The organism is Streptomyces sp. NBC_00663 (genome assembly GCF_036226885.1).
GTDB lineage: Bacteria > Actinomycetota > Actinomycetes > Streptomycetales > Streptomycetaceae > Streptomyces.
The window spans coordinates 134,213-154,583 of record NZ_CP109027.1; the positions used below are offsets into that span (position 1 = coordinate 134,213).

Genomic DNA, 20,371 nt, shown 5'->3' on the forward strand with positions numbered 1-20,371 from the left:
CCGCCTTTGTGTTCCGTGGAGATGAGGACCGAGGCGGGAACAGTAACCGACGGCATGTGTGGCCAGCTCCCTATGCGCCCAGGGCCGCGTACAGGCGCCTGGATGTGCCCGCGAAGATCTCCTGCCGGTCCTCCTGCGGCAGCTTGGCGAGGACTTCCTCGGCGAGGGCGAGGAGCTCGGGCAGGGGCTGCTCCGCCGCCGGGCAGTTCGAGCCCCAGGCGATCCGCCGTGCCCCGAACGCCTCGACGACCGGGGTGAGGAAGTCGTCGGCCCGCTCGCCGGCGTCCCGCAGCCGTTCGAGGTTGCGGTGGGTGAGCTTGAGGTGCAGGCCCGGGTGCACACCCAGCTCCGCGACGTCCGCGCCCGCACGGGCCGGCGACGCGGTGATGTCGGGGTATCCGATGTGGTCGAGCAGCACCGTCACACCCGGGAACCGTTCAAGGAGTTCGACCAGCTGCCGGGTGGCGGGACCCAGGCGCATCTGGAGACACACCGGCACGCCCAGCTCGCCGGCCTGCTCCCAGAAGGGGTGGGTCTCCGGTGCGGCGAACCACTCGCCCTGGGTGGGCACCGTACTGCCGCTGGTGAAGAGCCGTACCCCGGACAGGCCGCCGTCGCCGACGGCGATCTTGAGGGAGGTGGCGGCGTCGGGCCGGAGCGGATCGACGGTGCCGACGGCCACGAAGCGCTCCGGCCACCGCCGGCAGCTGTCGAGCACATAGGAGTTGTCGTAGCCGTAGTTCGTGGTGGCCTGGACCAGGACGGCCTGACCGATGCCGGTGGCGTCCATACGGCTGACCATGCCCTCGGCGGTCACCGGCCGGGTCGCCGCCCACTCGGACTGCTTGCCCCCGAGCGGGGCTCGCGGGTAGGCGGTCAGGTCCTCGGAAATGATGTGGCAGTGCGCGTCGACGACGTCCACGTCGCGTGCTCCTTACGTCTGGGTGTGTCGGGGGAAAGGTTCAGGCGTCCGGGTAGTCGCCGGGGGCGAAGAGCGAGGGGAGGTCGGTGGGGACGTCCCTGTCGAGCAGTCCCTGGTCCTTCGCGAACCGCGCCATCGCGTGCAGGCTGCGCTCGTTGGCCTGGATGCCGTACGGGACCGGGTCGCCGCCGATCGCCCGGCTCTGGCGGGCCAGCCGGGGCACCGCCGACCACTGCGGATGGCCGGCGAGGTGGCGGCGCTTGCTCTCGGCGAACGCCGCGTACAGCTTGGTCGGCAGTCCTGGATCGCGCTCGACGAGCTCGGTGCGCACCGAGATCAGCGAGTGCAGCGGGTAGACGCCGGTCCGCAGGTAGTGGTCCACGGCGAGCGTGTCCGCCTCGGGGAAGAGCGGGTAGGGGCTGTCGTCGGCTCCGGGCTCGGGCTCGGCGGCGGCCGTCCAGCCGGCCCGCGGTGAACCCGCGCGGCCGGTGCCTGCGTTGCCGGTCAGTGCGGCGTCGATCTCCCCGGCGCGCAGCAGTTCGCCCAGCGAGCGGCCGTCGGTGACCCGCTCGACGTTGGCCGGGACCCGGCCCTCGATGTGGTCGTCGTCGTCGACCACCCAGGTGATCGTGTCGATGTCGACCCCGTACTCCTCGCGCAGGACGCCCCGGACCCAGACTCCGGTGCTCACCGAGTAGGCGCGCACGCCGATGCGGCGACCTTCCAGGTCCTTCGGCACGCGGATGCCGGAGTGGGCGGCGCACTGGATGTCGCCGTGGTGGAAGCGCCGGTTGAGGAACACCGGCACCGCGGTCAGCGGTATCCCTTCCTGCCGTGCCATCAGGTAGGAGACGGGCGCCAGTTCGCACACGTCGAACTCCAGGTCCCGGATCATCCGCCGGTAGGCGCCGATGACGGGCTTGACGTCCACCGGATCGACCGCGTAGCCGTCCGGTTCCACGTCACCGTCGAGCAGCGGCTGCCCGTGCGGGAAGTCACCGAGAACCACCGTGAGCTTGTCCATGCTCAGTTCGCTCCTGCTTCCATGTGCTTGCGTATACGTGTGCTGTGCGTGCGTGTGTCTGGGTGTGCGTGTGCTGCTGTGTGTCTGCCGGCATCGTGCCGCCGTCTCAGCCGCCCAGCCGGGCCGGTGTCACCGCGAGCGCCGCGCAGGACCGCTCGACGATCTCGTCGTAGTCGACCGGCCGCGGGATGACGCCCTGTTCCAGGGCGTAGGCGGCGGCCTTGGTGAAGGCGCCGCGCAGCGCCTCGAAGCCCACGGGGTGCAGCGGTACGGGGCCGGGCTCGGCGTCGGCGGTGAGCACCGACCGCATGGCGTCGTACGCGGCCAGGACGGCGGCGGGGTGTTCTGCCGCGGCCTGCGCGGACACTCCGACCACGTGGTTGACCGGGATGAATCCCTGGTCCTTCGACCACTGTTCGGCACGCTCGCTCGCGTTGTCGACAGCCGTCCGGATACGGTCGTCGGAGGGGAGTCCGTTGCCCATGATCCCGAAGTCGATCCGGCCTTCCAGGAAGTCCGCTTGCAGGGTGGCGCCCGCCGGCGCTCGCATGACCCAGTCCGGATCCTCCGCGCCGTCGACGTGGCTGCCCTCGTAGGTCGTCCAGTCGGCCTTGCGCAGGTCGACGCCGTACTGTTCGGTGAGGAAGCCGCGCATCCACACACCGGTGGTCTGGCTCCAGGAGCGGACTCCGACGCTGTGCCCCTCGACGTCGGCGACCGACAGCGTGCCGAGGGTCACCAGGGTCTGGTGCTGGTGCCGTCCGAGCGTGGTGACCGGCAGCAGCAGCACCGGCCTGTCGTGGGCGACGGCCTGCAGAACGGTCACGATGGCCAGTTCACACACGTCCGCGTCCGACGCGTTCACGAAGCCGTGCGACGCCTTGTGCACCGGGCTGATGTCGAGCCGCTCCGCCTCCGTGCCGGTTTCGCATACGGCCGATGTCGCGGCCGCCGCGAGATCGTCGCGGCCGAGCACCAACTTCATTTCTCTCTCCTTCTTCTGCATGTGTATGTGGGGGGCGTGTCAGTCCTGTTGCTCGTGGCCCGCGGCCCCGGGCCGGTGATGCCGCTCGTGATGGCGGCGCAGCAGATCGACGCCGTAGTCACCGCCGTTGGGGGTGCGGACGATGGAGTGGATGTGCCGGCGCGAGGGGTAGTCGTTTCCGAAGTACACGCCGGGCATGTGCTCGAACTCGATGAGGATCACCGGGCTGTGCAGCCGGTAGTAGAAGGTGCCGTCGGGGTCCCCGGCCCAGGCGAAGTGGGTGTCGCCCTCGTGGGCGAGGACCTCCTCCATCCGCACCCGGGCGTGCGGGGCCGCGGCCCGGTCCACGTAGCGGCGAAGGAGCTGCAGTGCGGTACCCCGCTGACCGGGGGACAACTGGCTCAACGGCAGCCCGCGGCAGTCGAGTTCGAAGTTGTCCCGGAAGGCTCCGACGTACAGCTCCGCCGGCAGCGTGTCCGCGATGACGGCCCGCTCCCGCTGCTTGGGGTCGAGGTCGGTGAAGAGTTCCTGGCCGAGTGCCTCCTCGTGCCGGAAGGCCACCGTCCCGGCGAACTTCCCGGACCCAGCGATCACCGGCTCGGCGCCGAGGAACGAGGGCGTGAGGACCATCTGGTCCCCGATGAACACGCAGTTGATGTTGACGTGGTGGCCGTCGAGCTGCCAGCCCCACGGGCCGCCGTTCTCGGGCTCACCGTAGACGGAGAACCAGTACAGCCACTCGTTGAGCCCGTCCTCGTCGCCGGTCAGCTCGCCGATGGTCCGGTTGAGGTGCATCAGGTCGATCATCTGGCCGTACCCGTCGGCGCTGAGGCTCTCGCGGATGACGGCCAGGGCCCGGCCCCGCAGGTCGTCGTCGAACTCCTCCAGGCAGATCCCGTGCCGCAGGAAGTACCGGGCGCCGTTGTTCCAGTGCCGCCAGCTCACATCGTCGAGCGGGAACCGGCCCGCGGCGAGCTGCTGCTGCGTGAGGCCCGCCAGGTAGTCCTCGGCGGCCCGGTACACCGCGCTGACGTCCGCGCCCGTGCTGCGCAGCGCGAACAGCCCTGGCCGGATGCCGGCCGACGTACCCACGCCGCGGAAGGGCTCGTCCGCGGCCTTCACCCGCCAGGCGACCTTTTCGAGCAGGTCGTCCGTCCAGACGTCCGGCTTGCGCGTGGGCGCGTTGCCCCGCTTTCGCAGCGCCACCATCGCCGCTTCTCCTCTCGCTGTTCGTTCCATGAGGGCGCCGCCGGGCGGCGCACCTGTGGCCGGGCGCTCCTCAGTCGGTGAGGAGGGCCGCCCTCTCCTCGATCGCCGCGACGTCCACCGGTTCCCCGATGAGGCCCTGCTCCAGGGCGTACTGCCCGGCGATCTCCAGGCAGGCGGCGAGCGTGTCGCTCCAGCCGGCCGTCACCGCCCGTCCGGCCGGTGAGTCGTCGCGCTCCCCCGCGGTCGACCCGATCGCCTTCTCAAGCGCCCGGTACACGGCCCGTACGTCGTCCCGCCGGGTGTTCAGCACGTCGTCGCGCACCACCAGCAGGTGGTTCGCCGGTACCGTTCCGTGCCGTTCGATCCACGCCAGCCCGGCGTCCTCCGCGTCCTTCACGAGCGGGACGAGGCCCGCCCCCTGCCCGCCGAGCGCCTTGGGACCGAGCACCGCCGCCGAAACGTCCGCGGCGTGCAGCAGATCGGCGACCCGGTCGCGGTCCGACCGCTCCACGTACGAGGGGTTGCGGAACTGAGCGACGTGCACGTCCTCGGTGGTCACCCATGTGACGTCCGAGGACTCGACGCCGTACTCCTCGCGCAGCCAGCCCCGCACCCACAGGCCGGTGGTCTGGCCGTACGAGCGCACTCCCACGCGCCGCCCGACGAGGTCGGCCGGGTCGAGGTCCTGGCCGTCGGGCAACCGGGTCAGGGAGCGATGGTGGGTGCTGCCCACCAGGACCACCGGCAGGAGCGTCAGCGGGACACCGGCGTCTCGGGCCTGAAGGTAGGTGGCCATCGGCATCTCGCAGATGTCGTAGGCCAGGTCGCGGACCATCCGGGCGAAGGCCGGGGGCAGCGGCGCGAACTCCGGGTAGCGGCAGTCCACTTGCTCGACAGGGACGCTGCCGTTCTTCAGCGGCCGGGTGTGCGGGTGGTCACCGAGCACCACGCTCATCGGTGTCTCACGATGCTTGTCGCTCATGGCGCTCACACGTCCTCGCCGTACTGGATGCGGCGGTACGGCGTGCTGAGCACCTCGCGGGTGATGCGGACGTCGATGACCGTGGGCCGGGGCTCGCGGACGTACCGCGCCAGTGCGTCGCGCAGCTCCTGCGCCGTGCGGACCGTGGCACCACCACCGCCCAACGCCTGTGCGACGGCGCCGAGTTCGGGTGTGGAAATGGTGGCCAGGTCCGGGTCGAGGCCCTTGGCCTTCGCCTTGTGGTACTCGGCGCCAAGGCCCTGGTCGTTCATCACGACGACCAGAAGCGGGACGTCGTAGCGGCACGCCGTCTCGAACTCGGAGAGGTGCATCAGGAAACTCGCGTCGCCCTCCACCACGAACCCGGGTTTGTTGCCCCGCGCGATCATCTGGCCGAGGGCGATCAGCGGGGCCTGCCCGATGGCGCCGAACATGCCGTAGTTGGAGAGCACGTCCCGTGAGCGCTGGAAGAGCATGGTGCCGAAGTCGGTCTGGTGTCCGCTGCCGAGGACCAGGCCCATGTCGCCGGGGAGTTCGTGGTCGAGGATCCAGATCGCTTCGCGCGGGTCGAGCCGGCCGGGCTCCCGCACGTACTCCGGCTGCTGCACCCGCGCGCTCAGATGCTCCTTCACCTGGTCGGTGTGGAAGCCCTCGAGCCGGACGGAGCGGTCCTGCAGGGCGCGGGTCAGCTCGGCGAGTGCGGTGACGGCGTCGGCCTGGAGGTAGCAGTCGGCCACCTTGCCGTTGCCCATCACCAGGTGCGGGGCAGTGTCGATCTGGATGTAGTTGGCTTCCGGATAGAGGTAGCCGCTCTCGATCGTGTAGTGGTTCAGGCTGGCGCCCACCGCGATGACGCAGTCGGCCTCCTGGAGCAGCTCCATCGACAGCTTGTCGCCGAAGAGACCTGACAGACCGACGTGGAAGTCGGTGCGGTCGCACAGCCAGTTCTTCGCCTGGAGCGTGGTGGCGAGGAGCGCGCCGGTCCGTTCCTGCAGCGCGAGGATCTCCTCGCCCGCGTCGGCTCCGCGCGCGCCCCGGCCGGCGATGATCACCACACGTTTGGCGTCCTGGATCAGGTCGCAGGCGGCCTCCAGCCTGGCCGGGTCGGGCAGCAGCCGGGTCTTCTCGATCAGGGCGGTTGACGGTGCGAAGTCCTCGTCGTAGTCGTCGAGTTCGGTGATCTGGACGTCGAACGGCGCGCTGATCATGACCGGCCTGGACTCGGTCCGCGCGAGGTAGAAGGCCCGCCGCACCGCCTCCTGCGCGTTTTCGGGACGGGTCACCCGGATGAACTCGCACTCGATCGCTGCGGCGAAGCGGCGCTGGTCGAGGTACTGGGTCGCGCCTTCGTCCCCCAGGGCGGTCTCCCCGCAGAAGGCGACGAGCGGAGTCCGCGCCCGGCTCGCCACGATCATGGACGTGGCCAGCTGCGAGACGCCGGGGCCGCTGGTCGTGGTGACGACACCGGGCTGTCCCGCGCCGCGGGCCCAGCCGTCGGCCATGCCGAGGCCGGAGCCTTCGTGCCGGACCTCGTACAGCCGGACCCCGCGGTCGGCGAGCGCGGCCATCCAGTGCATGTTGGCGTCGCCCATCATGCCGAAGACATCGCTGGTGCCTTCCTTGACGAACGCCTCGGCCAGGGCTTCGTAGACCTTCACTTGCCGGACTCCTTCACGTTCGCCGCGGCCGTCGCGCGCGCTTTCAGGACGCCGTCGAGCCGGGAGAAGACCCGCAGCGCGTTGCCTCCGTAGACCGCCTGCCGGTCCGCATCGGCCATGTCGATGGAGTCGAGGGTGTACTTGGTGTCGTCGAACCGGCGGCCCGTCTGCGGGTCCACGCTGCGGACGGCGCCGATCATCTCCGAGGCGAACAGGACGTTGCGGACGGGGATGACGTCCAGGAGCAGTTCCATGCCGCGCTGGTGGTACACGCAGGTGTCGAAGTAGACGTTGCCGAGGACCGACTCCTCCAGCGGCGGCCGGCCGCGATCCTGCATCATGCCCCGGTAGCGGCCCCAGTGGTACGGGACGGCGCCGCCGCCGTGCGGCAGGATCAGCTTCAGCGTGGGGAAGTCCTGGAACAGCTCGGACTCGCACAGCTGCATGAACGCCGCTGTGTCACCGGCCAGGTAGTGGGCGCAGGTGCCCTGCAGCGCGGGGTTCCGCGACATCGCGACGTGCACCATGGCCGGCACGTCGAGCTCGACCATCTTCTCGTACAGCGGGTAGTAGACGCGGTCCGTCAGTGGCGGGGCCTGGTAGTACCCGTCCGACGGGTCCGGGTTGAGGAGACAGCCGACGAACCCCAACTCCTCTACACAGCGCTCCAGTTCGACGACCGAGTTGCGTACGGAGGCGGCCAGCGCGTCACCCGGCGACTGCGGAAGCTGGCACACGCCGACGAACCGCTCGGGGAACAGGCGGCACACCCGGGCGATCAGGTCGTTGCTGACCTGGGACCAGTCGAGGCTGGTGCGCTCGTCACCGTAGTGGTGGGCCATCTTGCCCGCGCCCGGCGAGAAGAGCGTCAGATCGGTGCCGCGCTCGGTCTGCAGCTTCAGCTGGCCCTGCTCGATGGCGGTGCGTATCTCGTCGTCGGTGATGCTCAGTTCGGCGGGCGAGACCCGTGCGCCCGAGTCCTCGTAGGCCCGGATCTGCTTCTGTCGCCACTCCCCCAGCGCCGGGGGCGCCGTGGTGAAGTGGCCGTGACTGTCGATGATCATGGGTTGCTCCGGAGTTCGTGTTGCGGTCGTCGCGCGTCGCGCGGTGTACGTCCGCGTCGGGAATGCGTCGTCAGTTGCGGCCGGTCAGCTCGCGGGCCTTGTCCAGGCCGGGGTAGGTGCGCACCGGGGCGGACATCAGGAACCGGTAGCCGTCGTCGAGGACCTGTTTGACGTTGTCGGCGGTCACATGCGGGTGGCCGACGGCGATGCCGCGCGCACCGCAGATGTCGAGGATCCGCCGCTTGCACTCCAGCACCCGCGGGTGTTCGTACTGGCGGGGAAAGCCGAGTTCCTGACTCATGTCGCCCTCGCCGATGAGGATCAGACCGATCCCCGGCACCTGGTCGAGGATGTCGGGCAGGTTCTCGATGCCGAGCTGGTCCTCGATCATGAGGCCCACGAGGATCTCCCCGTCCGGGGCCAGCGGCCAGACGTCGGCGCTGGCGTAGTACTCGATGTTCGAGATGCCCCAGTAGCGCGTCGCCGCGTGCGGGCCGTCACCGCGCAGTCCGGCGGGTTCGTAGCGGGGTGCGTCGGGCAGGCGCGGGTAGCGGCAGGCGGCTACCGCGTTGCGGGCCTCCTCCACCGTGGAGATGTGCGGCCAGATGATGCCGAACGCGCCGAGATCCAGGGCCTGTTTGGCGTGCCACTGTGCCTTCTCGGCTCCGTTGGCGGGGATGCGCACCATCGGAGTGACGGCCGGTGCGAGGCTGTCGGCGCCGAAGATCTGACGGCGGCTGAGCAGGTACTGGAAGCTGTCCCGCAGGGCGTTGATGTCCCAGGGCTTGTGTTCCATCTCGAACACCACCGTGTCGTACGCCGTGGTGGTGAGCTCGACCGCGGACGTCGGGTCGGCCGCCGAGAAGGTCGCGAAGACATGCTGTCCCGCGTCCAGCGCGCCGATCACCTTGTTGAGCCTGGACGTTGTCATCGTCGGCCTCCTCGACCGAGTGCTTCACCTGATGTGTTCGCGGAGTCGGCCTGCATCGGCGGCTGCGGCTGACGCCTGGAGCGCCGCCCGGACCACCACGCACGGAGCCGGGCGAGCAGACCGGCCCGACGGGCGGGAGCCGGCCCCGGGGCCTGGCCGGCGGTCTGCGCCGCGTGCGGGCCAGGGGCGGCCCGCGTGACCGGCTCGGCCGGCGGGGCGCACTTCCGGATCAGCTGCTCGGAGAACTCCTTGGTCATCCGCGAGATCACCGCGCCCGCGCCGGACTCGATCAACTTGGCCAGCTTGCCGTTGAGTTGGACCTCACCGTCGACCGCGACCACCGAGGTGCCGGGGTTTTCGCCCGCGACGACCCGGAAGGTGGCATGGGCGCTGAAGCGGGTGGCGCCCTGCCCGTCCTTGCCCCGGGCGGAGAGGCGGCCCTCATGTCCGGGCTCGTCGAGATCCAGCGAGACCCGGGCGCCGAACTTGACGCGGATGCCGCCGAATCTGACGACCAGGGTTCCGTCGAAGGAACCGTCGTCGTGCGACGGACCGAGTTCGGCACCCCCGATGCAGGACACGACGTCCTGGGGGCTGGAGACGACTTCCCAGACGCGTTGAGGCGGATGGGGTACGGCGATCTCTTCCGTGATCGATAGCAATGCTGTGAACCTCACTCGGCAGCAGGCGTGACGGCATGCGAAAGGAACGCGGCAGCGCACGCTGCGTATGGGACGGGGCGCGGGGGGGGGAAGGCACCGGGCACGGCCGGGCGCGCAGGAATGCACCGGGCATGGCTGGGGCGCGGGGAATGCACCCGGCCGGGACCCGGGAGCCCGCTCACGCGACGGGCTCTGAAAGCGGTGGTTCGGCCGCGTCAGGCGGCTTCCTGTTGCTCGGAGGCGAACAGGCTCCACAGGTCGTTGTAGAGCTCCGCGAACTCGGGCGTCTCGACGAGGGAACCGATGCTTCGAGGACGCTCGAAGGGCACCTGGATGACACGGCGGATCGTGCCCGGCCCCCGCGACATGACGATGACCTCGTCGGCCAGGTACAGCGCCTCGTTGAGGTCGTGCGTGACGAAGACGAGCGTCCCGTTCTGCTCCTGCCAGATATTGAGCAGTTCCTGCTGGAGGTTGAGGCGGGTGATGGCGTCGAGCGGCCCGAACGGCTCGTCCATCAGCACGATGGACGGGTTGTAGATCAGCGCCCGCGCGATCGCGCAGCGCTTCTGCATGCCGCCGGACAACTCCCGCGGGAAGTGCTTCTCGAAGCCTGTCAGGCCGACGAGACTGATCCAGTGGGCTATGCGCTCCTCGCGCTCCTCCTTGGGTACCTTGCGGAACTTGAGCGCCAGACCGATGTTGGCCCGGACACTCAGCCAGGGCAGCAGATGGGACTGCTGAGTCACGTACGCCGCGTCGGAGTTGACGGTCGTGACCGGTTCGCCGGCGTAGTGGACCTGCCCCTGGGTGGGGGTGAGCAGTCCTGCGGCCAGGTTGAGGATCGTGCTCTTCCCGCAGCCGCTGGGGCCGATCACGGCGACGACCTTGCCGCGATCGACTTTCAGCGACACGTCCTCGACGGCCGGTCGGTGCGTGCCGGGGAACTGCAGGGTGACGTTGTCGAGGCGGAGTGCCTCCGGGTGGGTGGTGCGCTGTGTGGTCGACATGTCTGTCTCCTCGGCCGCCCCTTCTCTTTGACGAAGAGAGGCGGAGGCCGTGCGCTCGCGTCTGTGGCGGTGATCGTGAGTGGCAGTGCGGTGAACAGGCTCAACTGCGTGGCGATGGTGCGTCCGGCACACGTGAAGAGGCTTCGTGGCCGGGTTCGGCTCTCTCACTGATTCAACCTCTGACGACACCATTCGCCGCCAGGATTGTCTGACAACCTTCGAAGGGAACGTAACACCGCCCCAGGGGAGGCACAAGAACTGCGCAGGGAAAACGTCACACTCACAGGAACGCGGCCACCCTAGAGGAATAATTGTCGGACAAAGACTTCTGGCGTCACATGCCCGAAGCCGTCAATGGGATGGCGCGGAACGGCAGTTGGCACACAGGGAGGCCCGGGCAGTGGCGAGCCCGCGCACCACGGCCAGTGACTCGTGATCGCAGGCGACCGCGCTGGGGCACCGGGAAGCAGTCGCTCGTCTGCACGGATGCCGGCTGACGGTTGACCGCTGACTGCCTGCTGGTTGTCCACGGCGAGCGACGAAGCGCGATCGGAGCACGACGCCAGAGATCCCCAGCCGCGTACCGGCGCACACTGCTGCCGGAGACCGGCATCAGGTCGACGAATGCCGACCCGTAGGCGTCGTCGATCCACCGCAACCGGGGCGTCGCGGCATCCGGTTCAGCTTCGGCTGCACCGCCGCGTGGGCGTTGCCAAAGACCGGTACCAGCAGCAGCGCGCGCAGGCGGGAGTGAACGGGGCCGCGCTCCGCTCAGCACGAGGCGCAGGCCGCACTCCGTGAAGACGGCCTGCACCATGGTGGTCGGCTTCGACCAGGGCCTCGCAACTGAGGCCAACCGCGGGTGGTCCAGGCGCGGTCCGAGGACACGCTCCGGGCCGGGGGAACGGGGTGTGCAGGAGGCCGCGTACCCGCGGTGAACTCGGCCCGAGAACGGGACAACATCGCTACTTCACCCCGCGAACGGCACCGAAGAAACGTCGGGCGGCAGGTTGAACGGAGTGACCACCTGGATCGCCGAGGGGAGGGTCGGGCCGTCGTCCGGCAGGGCCCCGTGAGCCCGCATGACGGTCTGGCAGGCGCGGCGTACGTCCTGGCGCAGATCGTGGTGGAGGACGGCCGAGAGGCGGCGCTCCCGCAGGAGCCGCGTGTTGTCGTGGTCGAGGTCGTGTGCGACGAAGACCGCACACGACCGGCCGAGGTCGTCGAACGCGTCGAGTGTGGCGAGGTTGCCGCCGCCCATGGAGTAGACCGCGACGATGTCCTCGTCCTTCTTGAGCGCCTCATGAACCAGGGCGCGCTGGGTGGCGTCCAGGCCGTCGCTGTCGGTGACCTCGACCAAGGCTCGTCCGGGGTCGGCGACGCGCATGGCGCTGCGGAAGCCCATCTCGCGCTCCTCCTCACCCCTGAACGAACCGCGGCTGATCGTGGCGAGCACGTTGCCCGGCCGGTTGCCGAGCCACTGCTGGAGGAGGTAGGCGGCGGTGGCGCCCGCCGCGCGGTTGTCGATGCCGATGTACGCCAGGCGCGGACTGTGCGGCAGGTCGGTCACCAGAGTGACGACGGGGATACCGGCGGCGACCAGTCGCCCGACGGCGGCGGCGATCTCCGGCAGGTCGGGGGCCTTGAGGATCACGCCTTGCGAACCGCGCTTGGCGATCTTGTCGAGGGTGCCGACCAGCTCCGCCGACGGACAGGTCTCGCGGAAGTGGAAGCGTGAGCGCACGACGGCGGGATGCAGCGAGGGAAGTTCGGCCTCCAGCGCCTCGCGTACAGCGGTGGAGAACCGCTCCGGCGTCTGCATGACGATGTCGATCATGAAGGTACGGCCAGCGATCCGAACCTGGGTCTGCTGCCGGTCCAGGTCCTTGATGGCTTCGTACACCTCACGAATGGTGCTCTCCCGCACATTGCCGCGGCGGTTGAGCACGCGGTCGACCGTGGCGGTGCTCAGCCCTGCCTGACGGGCGATTTCCCTGATCGGATAGGGGTGACGCATGGCTGGCCCCAAAGGATGATGATGGATTTTTGATTCACTTCTGAGGATTGCTTGATGGATGCGGGTTCTCAAGACTGGCAGAAAAGCAGGCACTGCGAAAGGACCTGGATGTCCTCCCCAGCGACAGCGAAGCGGACATGGCTCACCGAGGCCGACTGTGATCTCGGCGCGCTCCGCTCACTCGTCGAGCAGAAGACCGACCTCGGGGCCTACCCGTCGGCCTCGGGCGTACAGCAGAACGTGTTGCTCTACGAGAGCGACAGGCTCCGGGCCCTGGCGGACACCGTCGAAGGCTGTCGGCGCGTACAGGCGGAACTGATTCGTGCACTGCTCGACGGGCCCGGCGTCGTGGTTCTCAAGGGCGCCTTCCCCAACGAGGCGGTCGTGGACGGCGCGTCCGACGCCTTCCACGCGCTGATCGAGGAGGAGCGCGCGAGCGGCAGGGCCCGCGGCGACCACTTCGCCGAGCCCGGCGCGAACGACCGTGTCTGGAATGCCCTGGACAAGGTGGCCGTACGGACGCCCGAGGTGTTCGCCGACTATTACGCCAACGACGTCCTGAAACTGGTCTGCGAGGCCTGGCTGGGCCCCGCCTATCAGGTCACCTCACAGGTCAACGTGGTCAACCCGGGCGGCGCGGCGCAGAGCGTGCACCGCGACTACCACCTCGGTTTCCTCTCCCAGGAGCGCGCCGCCGCCTACCCGGCGCATGTGCACCGCCTCTCCCCCGTGCTGACGCTGCAAGGCGCGGTGGCCCACTGCGACATGCCCGTCGAGTCCGGACCGACCCTCTACCTGCCGCACTCGCAGAAGTACGAGCCGGGCTTCCTCGCCTGGCGGCTGCCGCGGTTCGTCGAGTACTTCGACAGCCACCACGTCCAGCTCCCCCTGAACAAGGGCGACGCCGTCTTCTTCAACCCCGCGCTCTTCCACGCCGCCGGACACAACCGGTCCACCGGCATCCGTCGCATGGCCAACCTGCTCCAGATCTCCTCCGCGTTCGGCCGCGCGATGGAGACCGTCGACCGCGAGGCAATGGCGAACGCCCTGTTCCCGGTACTGCTGCGCCGCAAGACCGAAGGCGCTTCGGACGACTGGCTGCGCCGTGTGGTCGCCGCCACAGCCGAGGGCTACCCGTTCCCCACCGACCTGGACCTCGACCCGCCGGTCGACGGGATGGCTCCGCCCTCCCAGGCCGACACCCTCTGGCAGGCCGTGACCGAGGAGTGGGCCCCCGAGCGGCTGCGCAAAGAACTGCGGGCGGCAGCCACGCGCCGCCGGAACTGACAGGAGGCAGAACGTACATGAGGCCGGTCGGAGACAAAGTGGTCATCGTCGACCGCGGGCATCAGGGGGCCGCGGACACCGGCGCGCATCGTGAGGCGGAGCTGTTCGACCAGCACCTGGCGATCAATCTGGCCGCGTCCCCCGTGGCGAACGCTGGTTCGTTCGACCCGGCGCTCCCCCACAACACCGGTGTCGTCACCCGCTGGGATCAGAGCACCTTCGGCTGCGGAACCGAGCCGCTCAGTTGAGACAGAGGAAAGAGAAGAGACGCATGCGCATAGGCATCATGGGACTCGGCCGGATCGGCGCATTCCATGCGGAGACCCTGGCCGGGCTGGACGCGGTGGACTCCCTGGTCGTCACCGACCCGGTGGCCGCGGCCGTCGCCTCGGCCGTCGAGAGATTCGGGGCCACCGCGGCGGAATCCCCCGAAGCCGTGTTCGCAGCCGGCGTGGACGGCGTCGTCATCGCCGCCGCGACCGACGCACACCCCGCGCTCATCCTCGCCGCCGTGCAGGCGGGCGTCCCGGTCTTCTGCGAGAAGCCCGTGGCCCGTGGCGTCGAGGCGAGTCTGGAGGTGCTGCGCGCGGTGGAGGCCAGCGACGTCGAGGTGCACATCGGCTACAACAGGCGCTTCGACGCGGGATGCGTGGCCGCGCGGCAGGCCGTGGTCAGCGGTGAGCTCGGCGACCTCCACACCATACGGTCCACCACCCTCGACCCCGCCCCGCCGCCGCCCGCCTACGTGGCCGTCTCAGGCGGCATCTTCCGGGACTGCAGCGTGCACGACTTCGACATCGTGCGCTGGGTCACCGGCCGGGAGGTGGTCGAGGTCTACGCGACCGGCGGCAACCGGGGCGCGGACCACATCCGGGAGGCGGGCGATGTCGACACCGCTTCCGCGCTGCTCACCCTCGACGACGGCGCCATCGCTGTCATCTCCAACTCCCGGCACAACACCCGCGGTTACGACGTACGCCTGGAGCTGCACGGCATGAAGGACAGCATCGCGGTCGGGCTGGAGGACAAGCTGCCGCTGCGCTCCGTGGAGCCGGGTGCCGGCTTCCCGGCCGGCACGCCGCACCACTTCTTCATGGACCGCTTCACCGCCGCCTACCGCGCCGAACTCACCGCCTTCACCGAGGTCGTCGCCGGCACCCGGCCCTCTCCCTGCACGGTGGCCGACGCCATCGAGGCGAGCTGGATCGCCGAGGCGTGCACCCTCTCGCTCCACGAACACCGGCCCGTACGACTCGACGAGGTGCGCAAGGCATGACGAACGAACCGCTGCGGATCGGCGTCCTCGGCGCCGCCCGGATCGCCGAACTCTCGATCGTCGGACCCGCCCGTGCGGGCGGCCACCGTCTCGTCGCGGTGGCCGCCCGCGACCGCGGCCGGGCGGAGGCCTTCGCCGCCGCCCACGGCGTCGAACGCGTCGCCGACTCCTACGCCGACCTGATCGCCGACCCCGAGATCGACGTCGTCTACAACCCGCTGGCCAACAGCCTGCACGGGCCGTGGAACCTGGCGGCGCTGCGGGCCGGCAAGCATGTGCTCACCGAGAAGCCGTCCGCGAGCAACGCCGAAGAGGCGATCGAGGTCCACGAGGCCGTCGCCAAGGCGGGCACCGTGTTCATGGAGGGCTTCCACTACCTGTTCCACCCGGTCACCCGGCGCCTGCATGAGCTGCTCGACAGCGGGGAGCTGGGCGAACTCCGGCACGTCGAGGCCATGGTCGCCATGCCCGCACCGCCGGACAGCGACGTACGGTGGTCGCTTCCGCTGGCCGGCGGCGCGCTGATGGACCTCGGGTGCTACAGCCTGCACGCGCTGCGCACGCTCGCACCCTGGGCCGGCGGCGCTCCCCGGCTCGTCGCCGCGCGCGGCGGAGAGAAAGCCGGGGCCACGGGCGTCGACGAGTGGCTGTACGCCGACCTTGAGTTCCCGAGCGGAATCACCGGGACCGCCAACTGCCATATGGCGTACGGCAAGTGGCAGATGAGCTGCCGCGTCGTGGGCACCCGTGGTGAGGCCACGGCGATGAACTTCGTGCAGCCGCACCTCGACGACCGGGTGGTCGTTCGCACGGCCGCCGGCGAGCGCACCGAGGAACTCGGCCGCCGGTCGTCGTACACCTTCCAGCTGGAGGCCTTCGCGGCCCACCTGCGGGATGGCGCGCCACTGGCGCTGGACGCGGACGACGCGCTGACCACCATGCGGCTCATCGACGACTGCTACCGCGCGGCCGGGTTCCCGGTCCGGCCGCGTACGGTGCTTCCGGCCGCCGGCTGACGAACGGCACAGCGGGAGAGGGCGGCACCGGTCCGGTGCCGCCCTCTCCCGCTGTGTGCCGCCTGCTGATAAGGGGCGGGTCTACTGATAGAAGGCGGGTCGCTCGATCAGCTCGACCTCGACACGCCGGCCCTCTCGCTGGGACAGCACGCCCGCCTCGCAGACGGCCGCGGCCGCGTATCCGTCCCAGACGCTGGGCCCGGTCGTCTCGCCGCGCCGCGTGGCGTCCACCCAGGCCTGGACCTCGCGGTCGTAGGCGTCCTCGAAGCGTTCGAGGTAGTCCGGTGTGACACGGCCACCCCAGCGGCCGTCAGCGGTGGTCAGCCGCGGCCCGTGCTCGTCGTCCATCCGAACGATGCCACGTTCACAGACCGCCTCGGCCTGCACCTGATAGCCGAACCCGCAGTGCCCGAAGATCTCGACATCGACGAGAGCACCCGACTCGGTTTCGAAGAGCACGAACTGAGGGTCACTCATACCGGCCGGGGCATTCGAGGTCGAAGCCGGTTTGTGCACGGTGACCGCGGTGATCTCCTGGTCGAGGAGCCAGCGGGTCACGTCCATCTCGTGCACCACGGAATCGTTGATGAGCATCTCCTCGGTGAACCACTCCGGCATGGCCGGATTGCGGTGCCGGTGGTGCAGCATCAGCGTCCGCCCCAACTCCCCCTTGCTGAGAAGCCGCTTGAGCTTCATGTACTCGGCGTCGTACCGCCGCATGAAGCCCACTTGGACGCGGCGGTGTCCGAGCTTCTGCTCTGCCGCAAGGACGCGCAGCGCGGAGGCCGCGTCGGGGGTGAGCGGTTTCTCGCACAGCACCGGCAGGTCGCGGTCGAGGGCTTCGAGCAGGGCCGCCTCGTGGGCGGGCCCCGGGGAGGCGATGAGGACGGCGTCCACGTCCCGCGCCGCCATGGCCGCCGCGGGTTCGGTGTACGCCGCGCAGCCCTCGATCGCGTCCGCGAGGGTCTTGGCGCGCTCCGCCTCGATGTCGACGACGGCCGTCACGCGGGCCCCGCTGATGCGGTGGCGAAGTCTGCGCACATGGTCGGCGCCCATCTTGCCGGTGCCGACGACGGCAACGCCGAGCGCTCGCTCAGATGGCATGTTCTGGTGCCTCCGGGGTTGGTGAGGTCAATGGGACTGAGGGGCGCCGACCTGAAGCTCGTCCTCTTCGGGGAGTTCCTCGACGTCGACTCCTCGGACCTGAGCCAACTCATGCTTGAGGGCCGCGAGTTCGGCCCCGCCGGCCATGTGGTTGGTCAGCTCTTCGAGGGTGATCTCGCTGCGGGCGGCGGACAGTTCCATGGTGCCGAGGCGCAGGACGCTGAAGTGGTCGCCGACCATGTAGGCGTGGTGCGGGTTGTGGGTGATGAAGATGACGCCGAGACCGCGGTCGCGGGCGGCGGCGATGTACTTCAGCACCACGCCGGACTGCTTGACGCCGAGGGCTGCGGTCGGCTCGTCCAGGATCAGTACCCGGGCGCCGAAGTAGACGGCGCGGGCGATGGCCACACACTGGCGCTGGCCGCCCGAGAGCGTGCCGATGGGCTGTTCCATGTCGTCCAGGACGATGCCCATGTTGCGCAGTTCCTCGTCGGCGGTCTTCTTCATCCGCTCGATGTCGAGGCGCCGCAGCGGCCACGGGCCCTTGGTCATCTCGGAGCCGAGGAAGAAGTTGCGCCACACCGGCATCAGCGGGACGGTCGCCAGGTCCTGGTAGACGGTGGCGATGCCCTTGTCGAGCGCGTCGCGCGGGGTGGCGAAGCGCACGGGCCCACCGTCGACGAGGAACTCGCCCTCAGTGTGCTGGTGCAGTCCCGAGATGATTTTGATCAGCGTCGACTTGCCGGCGCCGTTGTCGCCCAGCACGCAGGTCACCTGGTTGGGCTGGACCTTGAGGTCGACGCCGTGCAGGGCACGGATGTTGCCGTACGCCTTGCCCGCGTTGCGGAGTTCGACGATCGGCCGGGCCTCGCCCCCGGGGGCGGTGTCCTGGAGGACGGCTCCGTGGATGCCGGTTACGTTGCTTGTCATGGGGGTCACCTCCGGGTCGCTGTGCGCTGGACCCACAGATTGATGAGGACGGCGCCGAGGAGCATGACGCCGAGGAATGCCTTGAACCAGTCGGGGTTCCAGCCGGCGTAGACGATGCCCTGCTGCACCATGCCGAACATGAAGGCTCCGAAGACCGGGCCGATCGCCGAGCCGGCGCCGCCGGTCAGCAGACAGCCGCCGATGACCGCGGCCGAGATGTAGATCAGCTCCTGGCCCACGCCCTCGCCGGACTGCACGGTGTTGAAGGAGAACAGCTGGTGCATGCCGATGAACCAGGCACCGAAGCCGACCAGCATGAACAGCGAGATCTTGCTGAACGTCACCGGGACACCGACCGCGCGGGCGCTGTCCTTGTTGCCGCCGACAGCGAAGGTCCAGTTGCCGTACTTGGTGCGCAGCAGCACCCAGGTGGCGACGGCGGCGAAGACCAGCCACCAGACGACGGTGATCTTCACCTGGACCCCGCCGACGTCGAAGCTGGAGGCGAAGACCTTCTGCGCCTGGCTGAAGCCGTCCATGTCGCTGATGTCGTCGGTGGCCACGTTGCCGGTCACCAGCTTCGTCACCGCCAGGTTCACGCCCTGGAGGATCAGGAAGCTGCCGAGGGTGATCAGGAAGCTCGGCAGACCGGTCCTGACGACCAGCCAGCCGTTGAAGAACCCGATCCCCAAGGACACGAGCAGGGCGACGAGCACGCCGACCCACACGTTCACGGTGAGCTGGTAGCTGAGCATGCTCGCGGTCAGCGCCGAGGTGACCACCGCGACACCGGCCGACAGGTCGAACTCGCCGCCGATCATCAGCAGCGCGACCGGCAGGGCCATGATCCCGATGGTCGACGACTGGTAGAGGATGTTGGCCATCGAGCTGCCGTCGCGCACCGGCGGCGCGGCGACCAGGAAGAACACGTAGACCGCCGCGGCGCCGAGGAAGACACCCACTTCGGGGCGAGCCAACAGGCGTATGGCCAGCGACCGTTCGGAGGTGCGGCCGTCCTTCTCGAGGGCCGGCGGAGCCGGCGACGGAGAGCCCGTCGCCGGAGCCGTGGTCTGGGTCATGGTCATCACCGAGTGCCCTTCGCGGCAAACGCGGCGACCTTGTCGATGTTGGTCTTGTCGACAATGGCCGGGCCGGTCAGCACGGCCTGCGAACCGCCGCCGCTGTAGTTTCCGTTCGTCTTGTAGAGCCAGAGGGAGTCGACGGACAGGTAGCCCTGAAGGTAGGGCTGCTGGTCGATGGCCCACTGGATCTTGCCGGACTTGATGGCGGCGACCGCGTCCTTGTTCAGGTCGAACGTGGCGAGCTTGGCCTTGCTGCCCGACTCGGAGATCGCCTGCGTGGCGGTGAGGGCGATCGGCGCGGCGAGGGTCGCCACGAAGTCGATGGAGCTGTCCTGCTGGAGCTTGGCGGTGATCGTCGACTTCACGGACGGCATGTCGGTGCCGTTGACGTAGAGGATGTCGGTCTTGCCGCTGAAGGTCTTCTTCAGTCCGGCGCACCGCTGGGTGAGGCCGATGTTGCCCTGCTCCTGGATGACACAGGCCGTGTGCTTGGCGCCGACCTCGTTGAGCTTCTTGCCGAACGCCTCACCGGCCACCTCCTCGTCCTGGCCGAAGAACTCCAGCATGCCCACCTTCGTCCAGTCGCTCACACCGGAGTTGAAGCCGACGACGGGTATGCCGGCCTGCCCGGCCTTGGCGACGACGCTCTTGAGGGCGTCCGGCTTGGCCAGGGTGAGCGCGATCCCGTCGACCTTCTGGTCGATCGCGTTCTGCACCAGGTTGGCCTGGTTGCCGGCGTTGGGGTCGGAGGAGTAGACGAGCTTGACGTTGTCCTTGGCGGCGGCGGCCTCTGCGCCCTTGCGGACGATGTCCCAGAAGGTGTCACCCGGTGCGGCGTGCGTGATCAGGGCGACCGTCATGCGGGGAGTGGTGGCCTTGCCGGCCGAGACATCGTTCCCCGTCTCGTCGGCCTTCTTGCCGCCCGAGCTGCTGGAGCATCCTGCGGCGAACAGGGTGGCCGCCGCCATCGCGGCGACGACAGGCACATATCTGCGGGAACGGGAGTGGGACGAGCGGTCCATCTTTCGGCACCTCACTGTGCGGCAGAGAGAGGGGAGAAGGCTGACCGAGCGAGCGCTGCGGATCACATGCCGTGAACACGGCTGTTGCCTATGACGGAGATGGAACCGTCACCCCACCCCGGGGTCAACGCTTGTAATGACATCATTTATCCATCAGAGCAAGATGTCAGAACAATTACTTGACGCTGGT

General features: G+C 69.2%; 19 protein-coding genes. 4 read left to right on the plus strand and 15 right to left on the minus strand.

Annotation, left to right across the window (positions count from 1 at the left end; genetic code table 11):
* Positions 1-70 precede the first annotated feature (70 nt).
* The 11 genes from OG866_RS00565 to OG866_RS00615 form a co-directional block, all read right to left on the minus strand.
* Positions 71-922, minus strand: coding sequence for an amidohydrolase family protein (locus OG866_RS00565; protein ID WP_329331266.1), 852 nt, complete (start codon positions 920-922; stop codon positions 71-73).
* A gap of 40 nt (positions 923-962) precedes the next feature.
* Complete coding sequence (locus OG866_RS00570) at positions 963-1,946, minus strand: ABC transporter substrate-binding protein (protein WP_329331267.1); 984 nt, start codon at positions 1,944-1,946, stop codon at positions 963-965.
* A gap of 106 nt (positions 1,947-2,052) precedes the next feature.
* Positions 2,053-2,931: a hypothetical protein gene (locus OG866_RS00575; RefSeq protein WP_329331268.1), complete on the minus strand. Its 879-nt coding sequence runs from the start codon at positions 2,929-2,931 to the stop codon at positions 2,053-2,055.
* Positions 2,932-2,970: 39 nt separating this feature from the next.
* Positions 2,971-4,140 carry a DUF3500 domain-containing protein gene (locus OG866_RS00580; protein ID WP_329331269.1) on the minus strand — a complete coding sequence of 390 codons (1,170 nt, stop codon included), beginning with the start codon at positions 4,138-4,140 and terminating at the stop codon, positions 2,971-2,973.
* 70 nt (positions 4,141-4,210) lie between these two features.
* The gene (locus OG866_RS00585; protein WP_329331270.1) at positions 4,211-5,122 is read right to left on the minus strand and encodes a hypothetical protein; all 912 of its coding nucleotides are present in this window, start codon (positions 5,120-5,122) and stop codon (positions 4,211-4,213) included.
* Positions 5,123-5,127: 5 nt separating this feature from the next.
* Complete coding sequence (locus tag OG866_RS00590; protein ID WP_329331271.1) at positions 5,128-6,780, minus strand: thiamine pyrophosphate-binding protein; 1,653 nt, start codon at positions 6,778-6,780, stop codon at positions 5,128-5,130.
* Complete coding sequence (locus tag OG866_RS00595; protein WP_329331272.1) at positions 6,777-7,844, minus strand: amidohydrolase family protein; 1,068 nt, start codon at positions 7,842-7,844, stop codon at positions 6,777-6,779. The genes OG866_RS00590 and OG866_RS00595 overlap by 4 nt, the downstream gene beginning before the upstream one ends.
* A gap of 70 nt (positions 7,845-7,914) precedes the next feature.
* Positions 7,915-8,775 carry an HpcH/HpaI aldolase family protein gene (locus OG866_RS00600; protein WP_329331273.1) on the minus strand — a complete coding sequence of 287 codons (861 nt, stop codon included), beginning with the start codon at positions 8,773-8,775 and terminating at the stop codon, positions 7,915-7,917.
* A complete protein-coding gene (locus OG866_RS00605) occupies positions 8,772-9,437 on the minus strand; it encodes an SRPBCC family protein (RefSeq protein WP_329331274.1) in 666 nt (221 codons plus the stop codon). Before OG866_RS00605 ends, OG866_RS00600 begins: the two co-directional genes overlap by 4 nt.
* 215 nt (positions 9,438-9,652) lie before the next feature.
* Positions 9,653-10,447, minus strand: coding sequence for an ABC transporter ATP-binding protein (locus OG866_RS00610; RefSeq protein ID WP_329331275.1), 795 nt, complete (start codon positions 10,445-10,447; stop codon positions 9,653-9,655).
* A gap of 970 nt (positions 10,448-11,417) precedes the next feature.
* Positions 11,418-12,464, minus strand: a complete 1,047-nt coding sequence (locus OG866_RS00615; protein WP_329331276.1) for a LacI family DNA-binding transcriptional regulator — start codon at positions 12,462-12,464, stop codon at positions 11,418-11,420.
* A gap of 108 nt (positions 12,465-12,572) precedes the next feature.
* On the opposite strand from OG866_RS00615, the gene OG866_RS00620 reads away from it, so the two are divergent.
* Genes OG866_RS00620 through OG866_RS00635 form a run of 4 tightly spaced genes read left to right on the plus strand, consistent with a single transcriptional unit; the run spans position 12,573 to position 16,043 of the window.
* On the plus strand, positions 12,573-13,751 hold the full coding sequence (locus OG866_RS00620) for a phytanoyl-CoA dioxygenase family protein (RefSeq protein WP_329331277.1): 1,179 nt from the start codon (positions 12,573-12,575) through the stop codon (positions 13,749-13,751).
* 17 nt (positions 13,752-13,768) lie between these two features.
* Positions 13,769-13,999 carry a hypothetical protein gene (locus tag OG866_RS00625; protein WP_329331278.1) on the plus strand — a complete coding sequence of 77 codons (231 nt, stop codon included), beginning with the start codon at positions 13,769-13,771 and terminating at the stop codon, positions 13,997-13,999.
* 23 nt (positions 14,000-14,022) lie between these two features.
* Positions 14,023-15,027 (plus strand): Gfo/Idh/MocA family protein, encoded by a 1,005-nt coding sequence (locus OG866_RS00630; protein ID WP_329331279.1) that lies wholly within the window; start codon positions 14,023-14,025, stop codon positions 15,025-15,027.
* A complete protein-coding gene (locus OG866_RS00635) occupies positions 15,024-16,043 on the plus strand; it encodes a Gfo/Idh/MocA family protein (protein ID WP_329331280.1) in 1,020 nt (339 codons plus the stop codon). The genes OG866_RS00630 and OG866_RS00635 overlap by 4 nt, the downstream gene beginning before the upstream one ends.
* An 81-nt stretch (positions 16,044-16,124) precedes the next feature.
* Here the strand turns inward: OG866_RS00635 and OG866_RS00640 are convergent, their stop codons facing one another.
* Genes OG866_RS00640 through OG866_RS00655 form a run of 4 tightly spaced genes read right to left on the minus strand, consistent with a single transcriptional unit; the run spans position 16,125 to position 20,181 of the window.
* The gene (locus OG866_RS00640) at positions 16,125-17,147 is read right to left on the minus strand and encodes a Gfo/Idh/MocA family protein (RefSeq protein WP_329331281.1); all 1,023 of its coding nucleotides are present in this window, start codon (positions 17,145-17,147) and stop codon (positions 16,125-16,127) included.
* A gap of 27 nt (positions 17,148-17,174) precedes the next feature.
* Positions 17,175-18,077 carry an ATP-binding cassette domain-containing protein gene (locus OG866_RS00645; protein ID WP_329331282.1) on the minus strand — a complete coding sequence of 301 codons (903 nt, stop codon included), beginning with the start codon at positions 18,075-18,077 and terminating at the stop codon, positions 17,175-17,177.
* A 5-nt stretch (positions 18,078-18,082) separates the two neighbouring features.
* A complete protein-coding gene (locus OG866_RS00650) occupies positions 18,083-19,162 on the minus strand; it encodes an ABC transporter permease (protein WP_329331283.1) in 1,080 nt (359 codons plus the stop codon).
* Positions 19,162-20,181 carry a sugar ABC transporter substrate-binding protein gene (locus OG866_RS00655; protein ID WP_329331284.1) on the minus strand — a complete coding sequence of 340 codons (1,020 nt, stop codon included), beginning with the start codon at positions 20,179-20,181 and terminating at the stop codon, positions 19,162-19,164. The genes OG866_RS00650 and OG866_RS00655 overlap by 1 nt, the downstream gene beginning before the upstream one ends.
* Positions 20,182-20,371 lie beyond the last annotated feature (190 nt).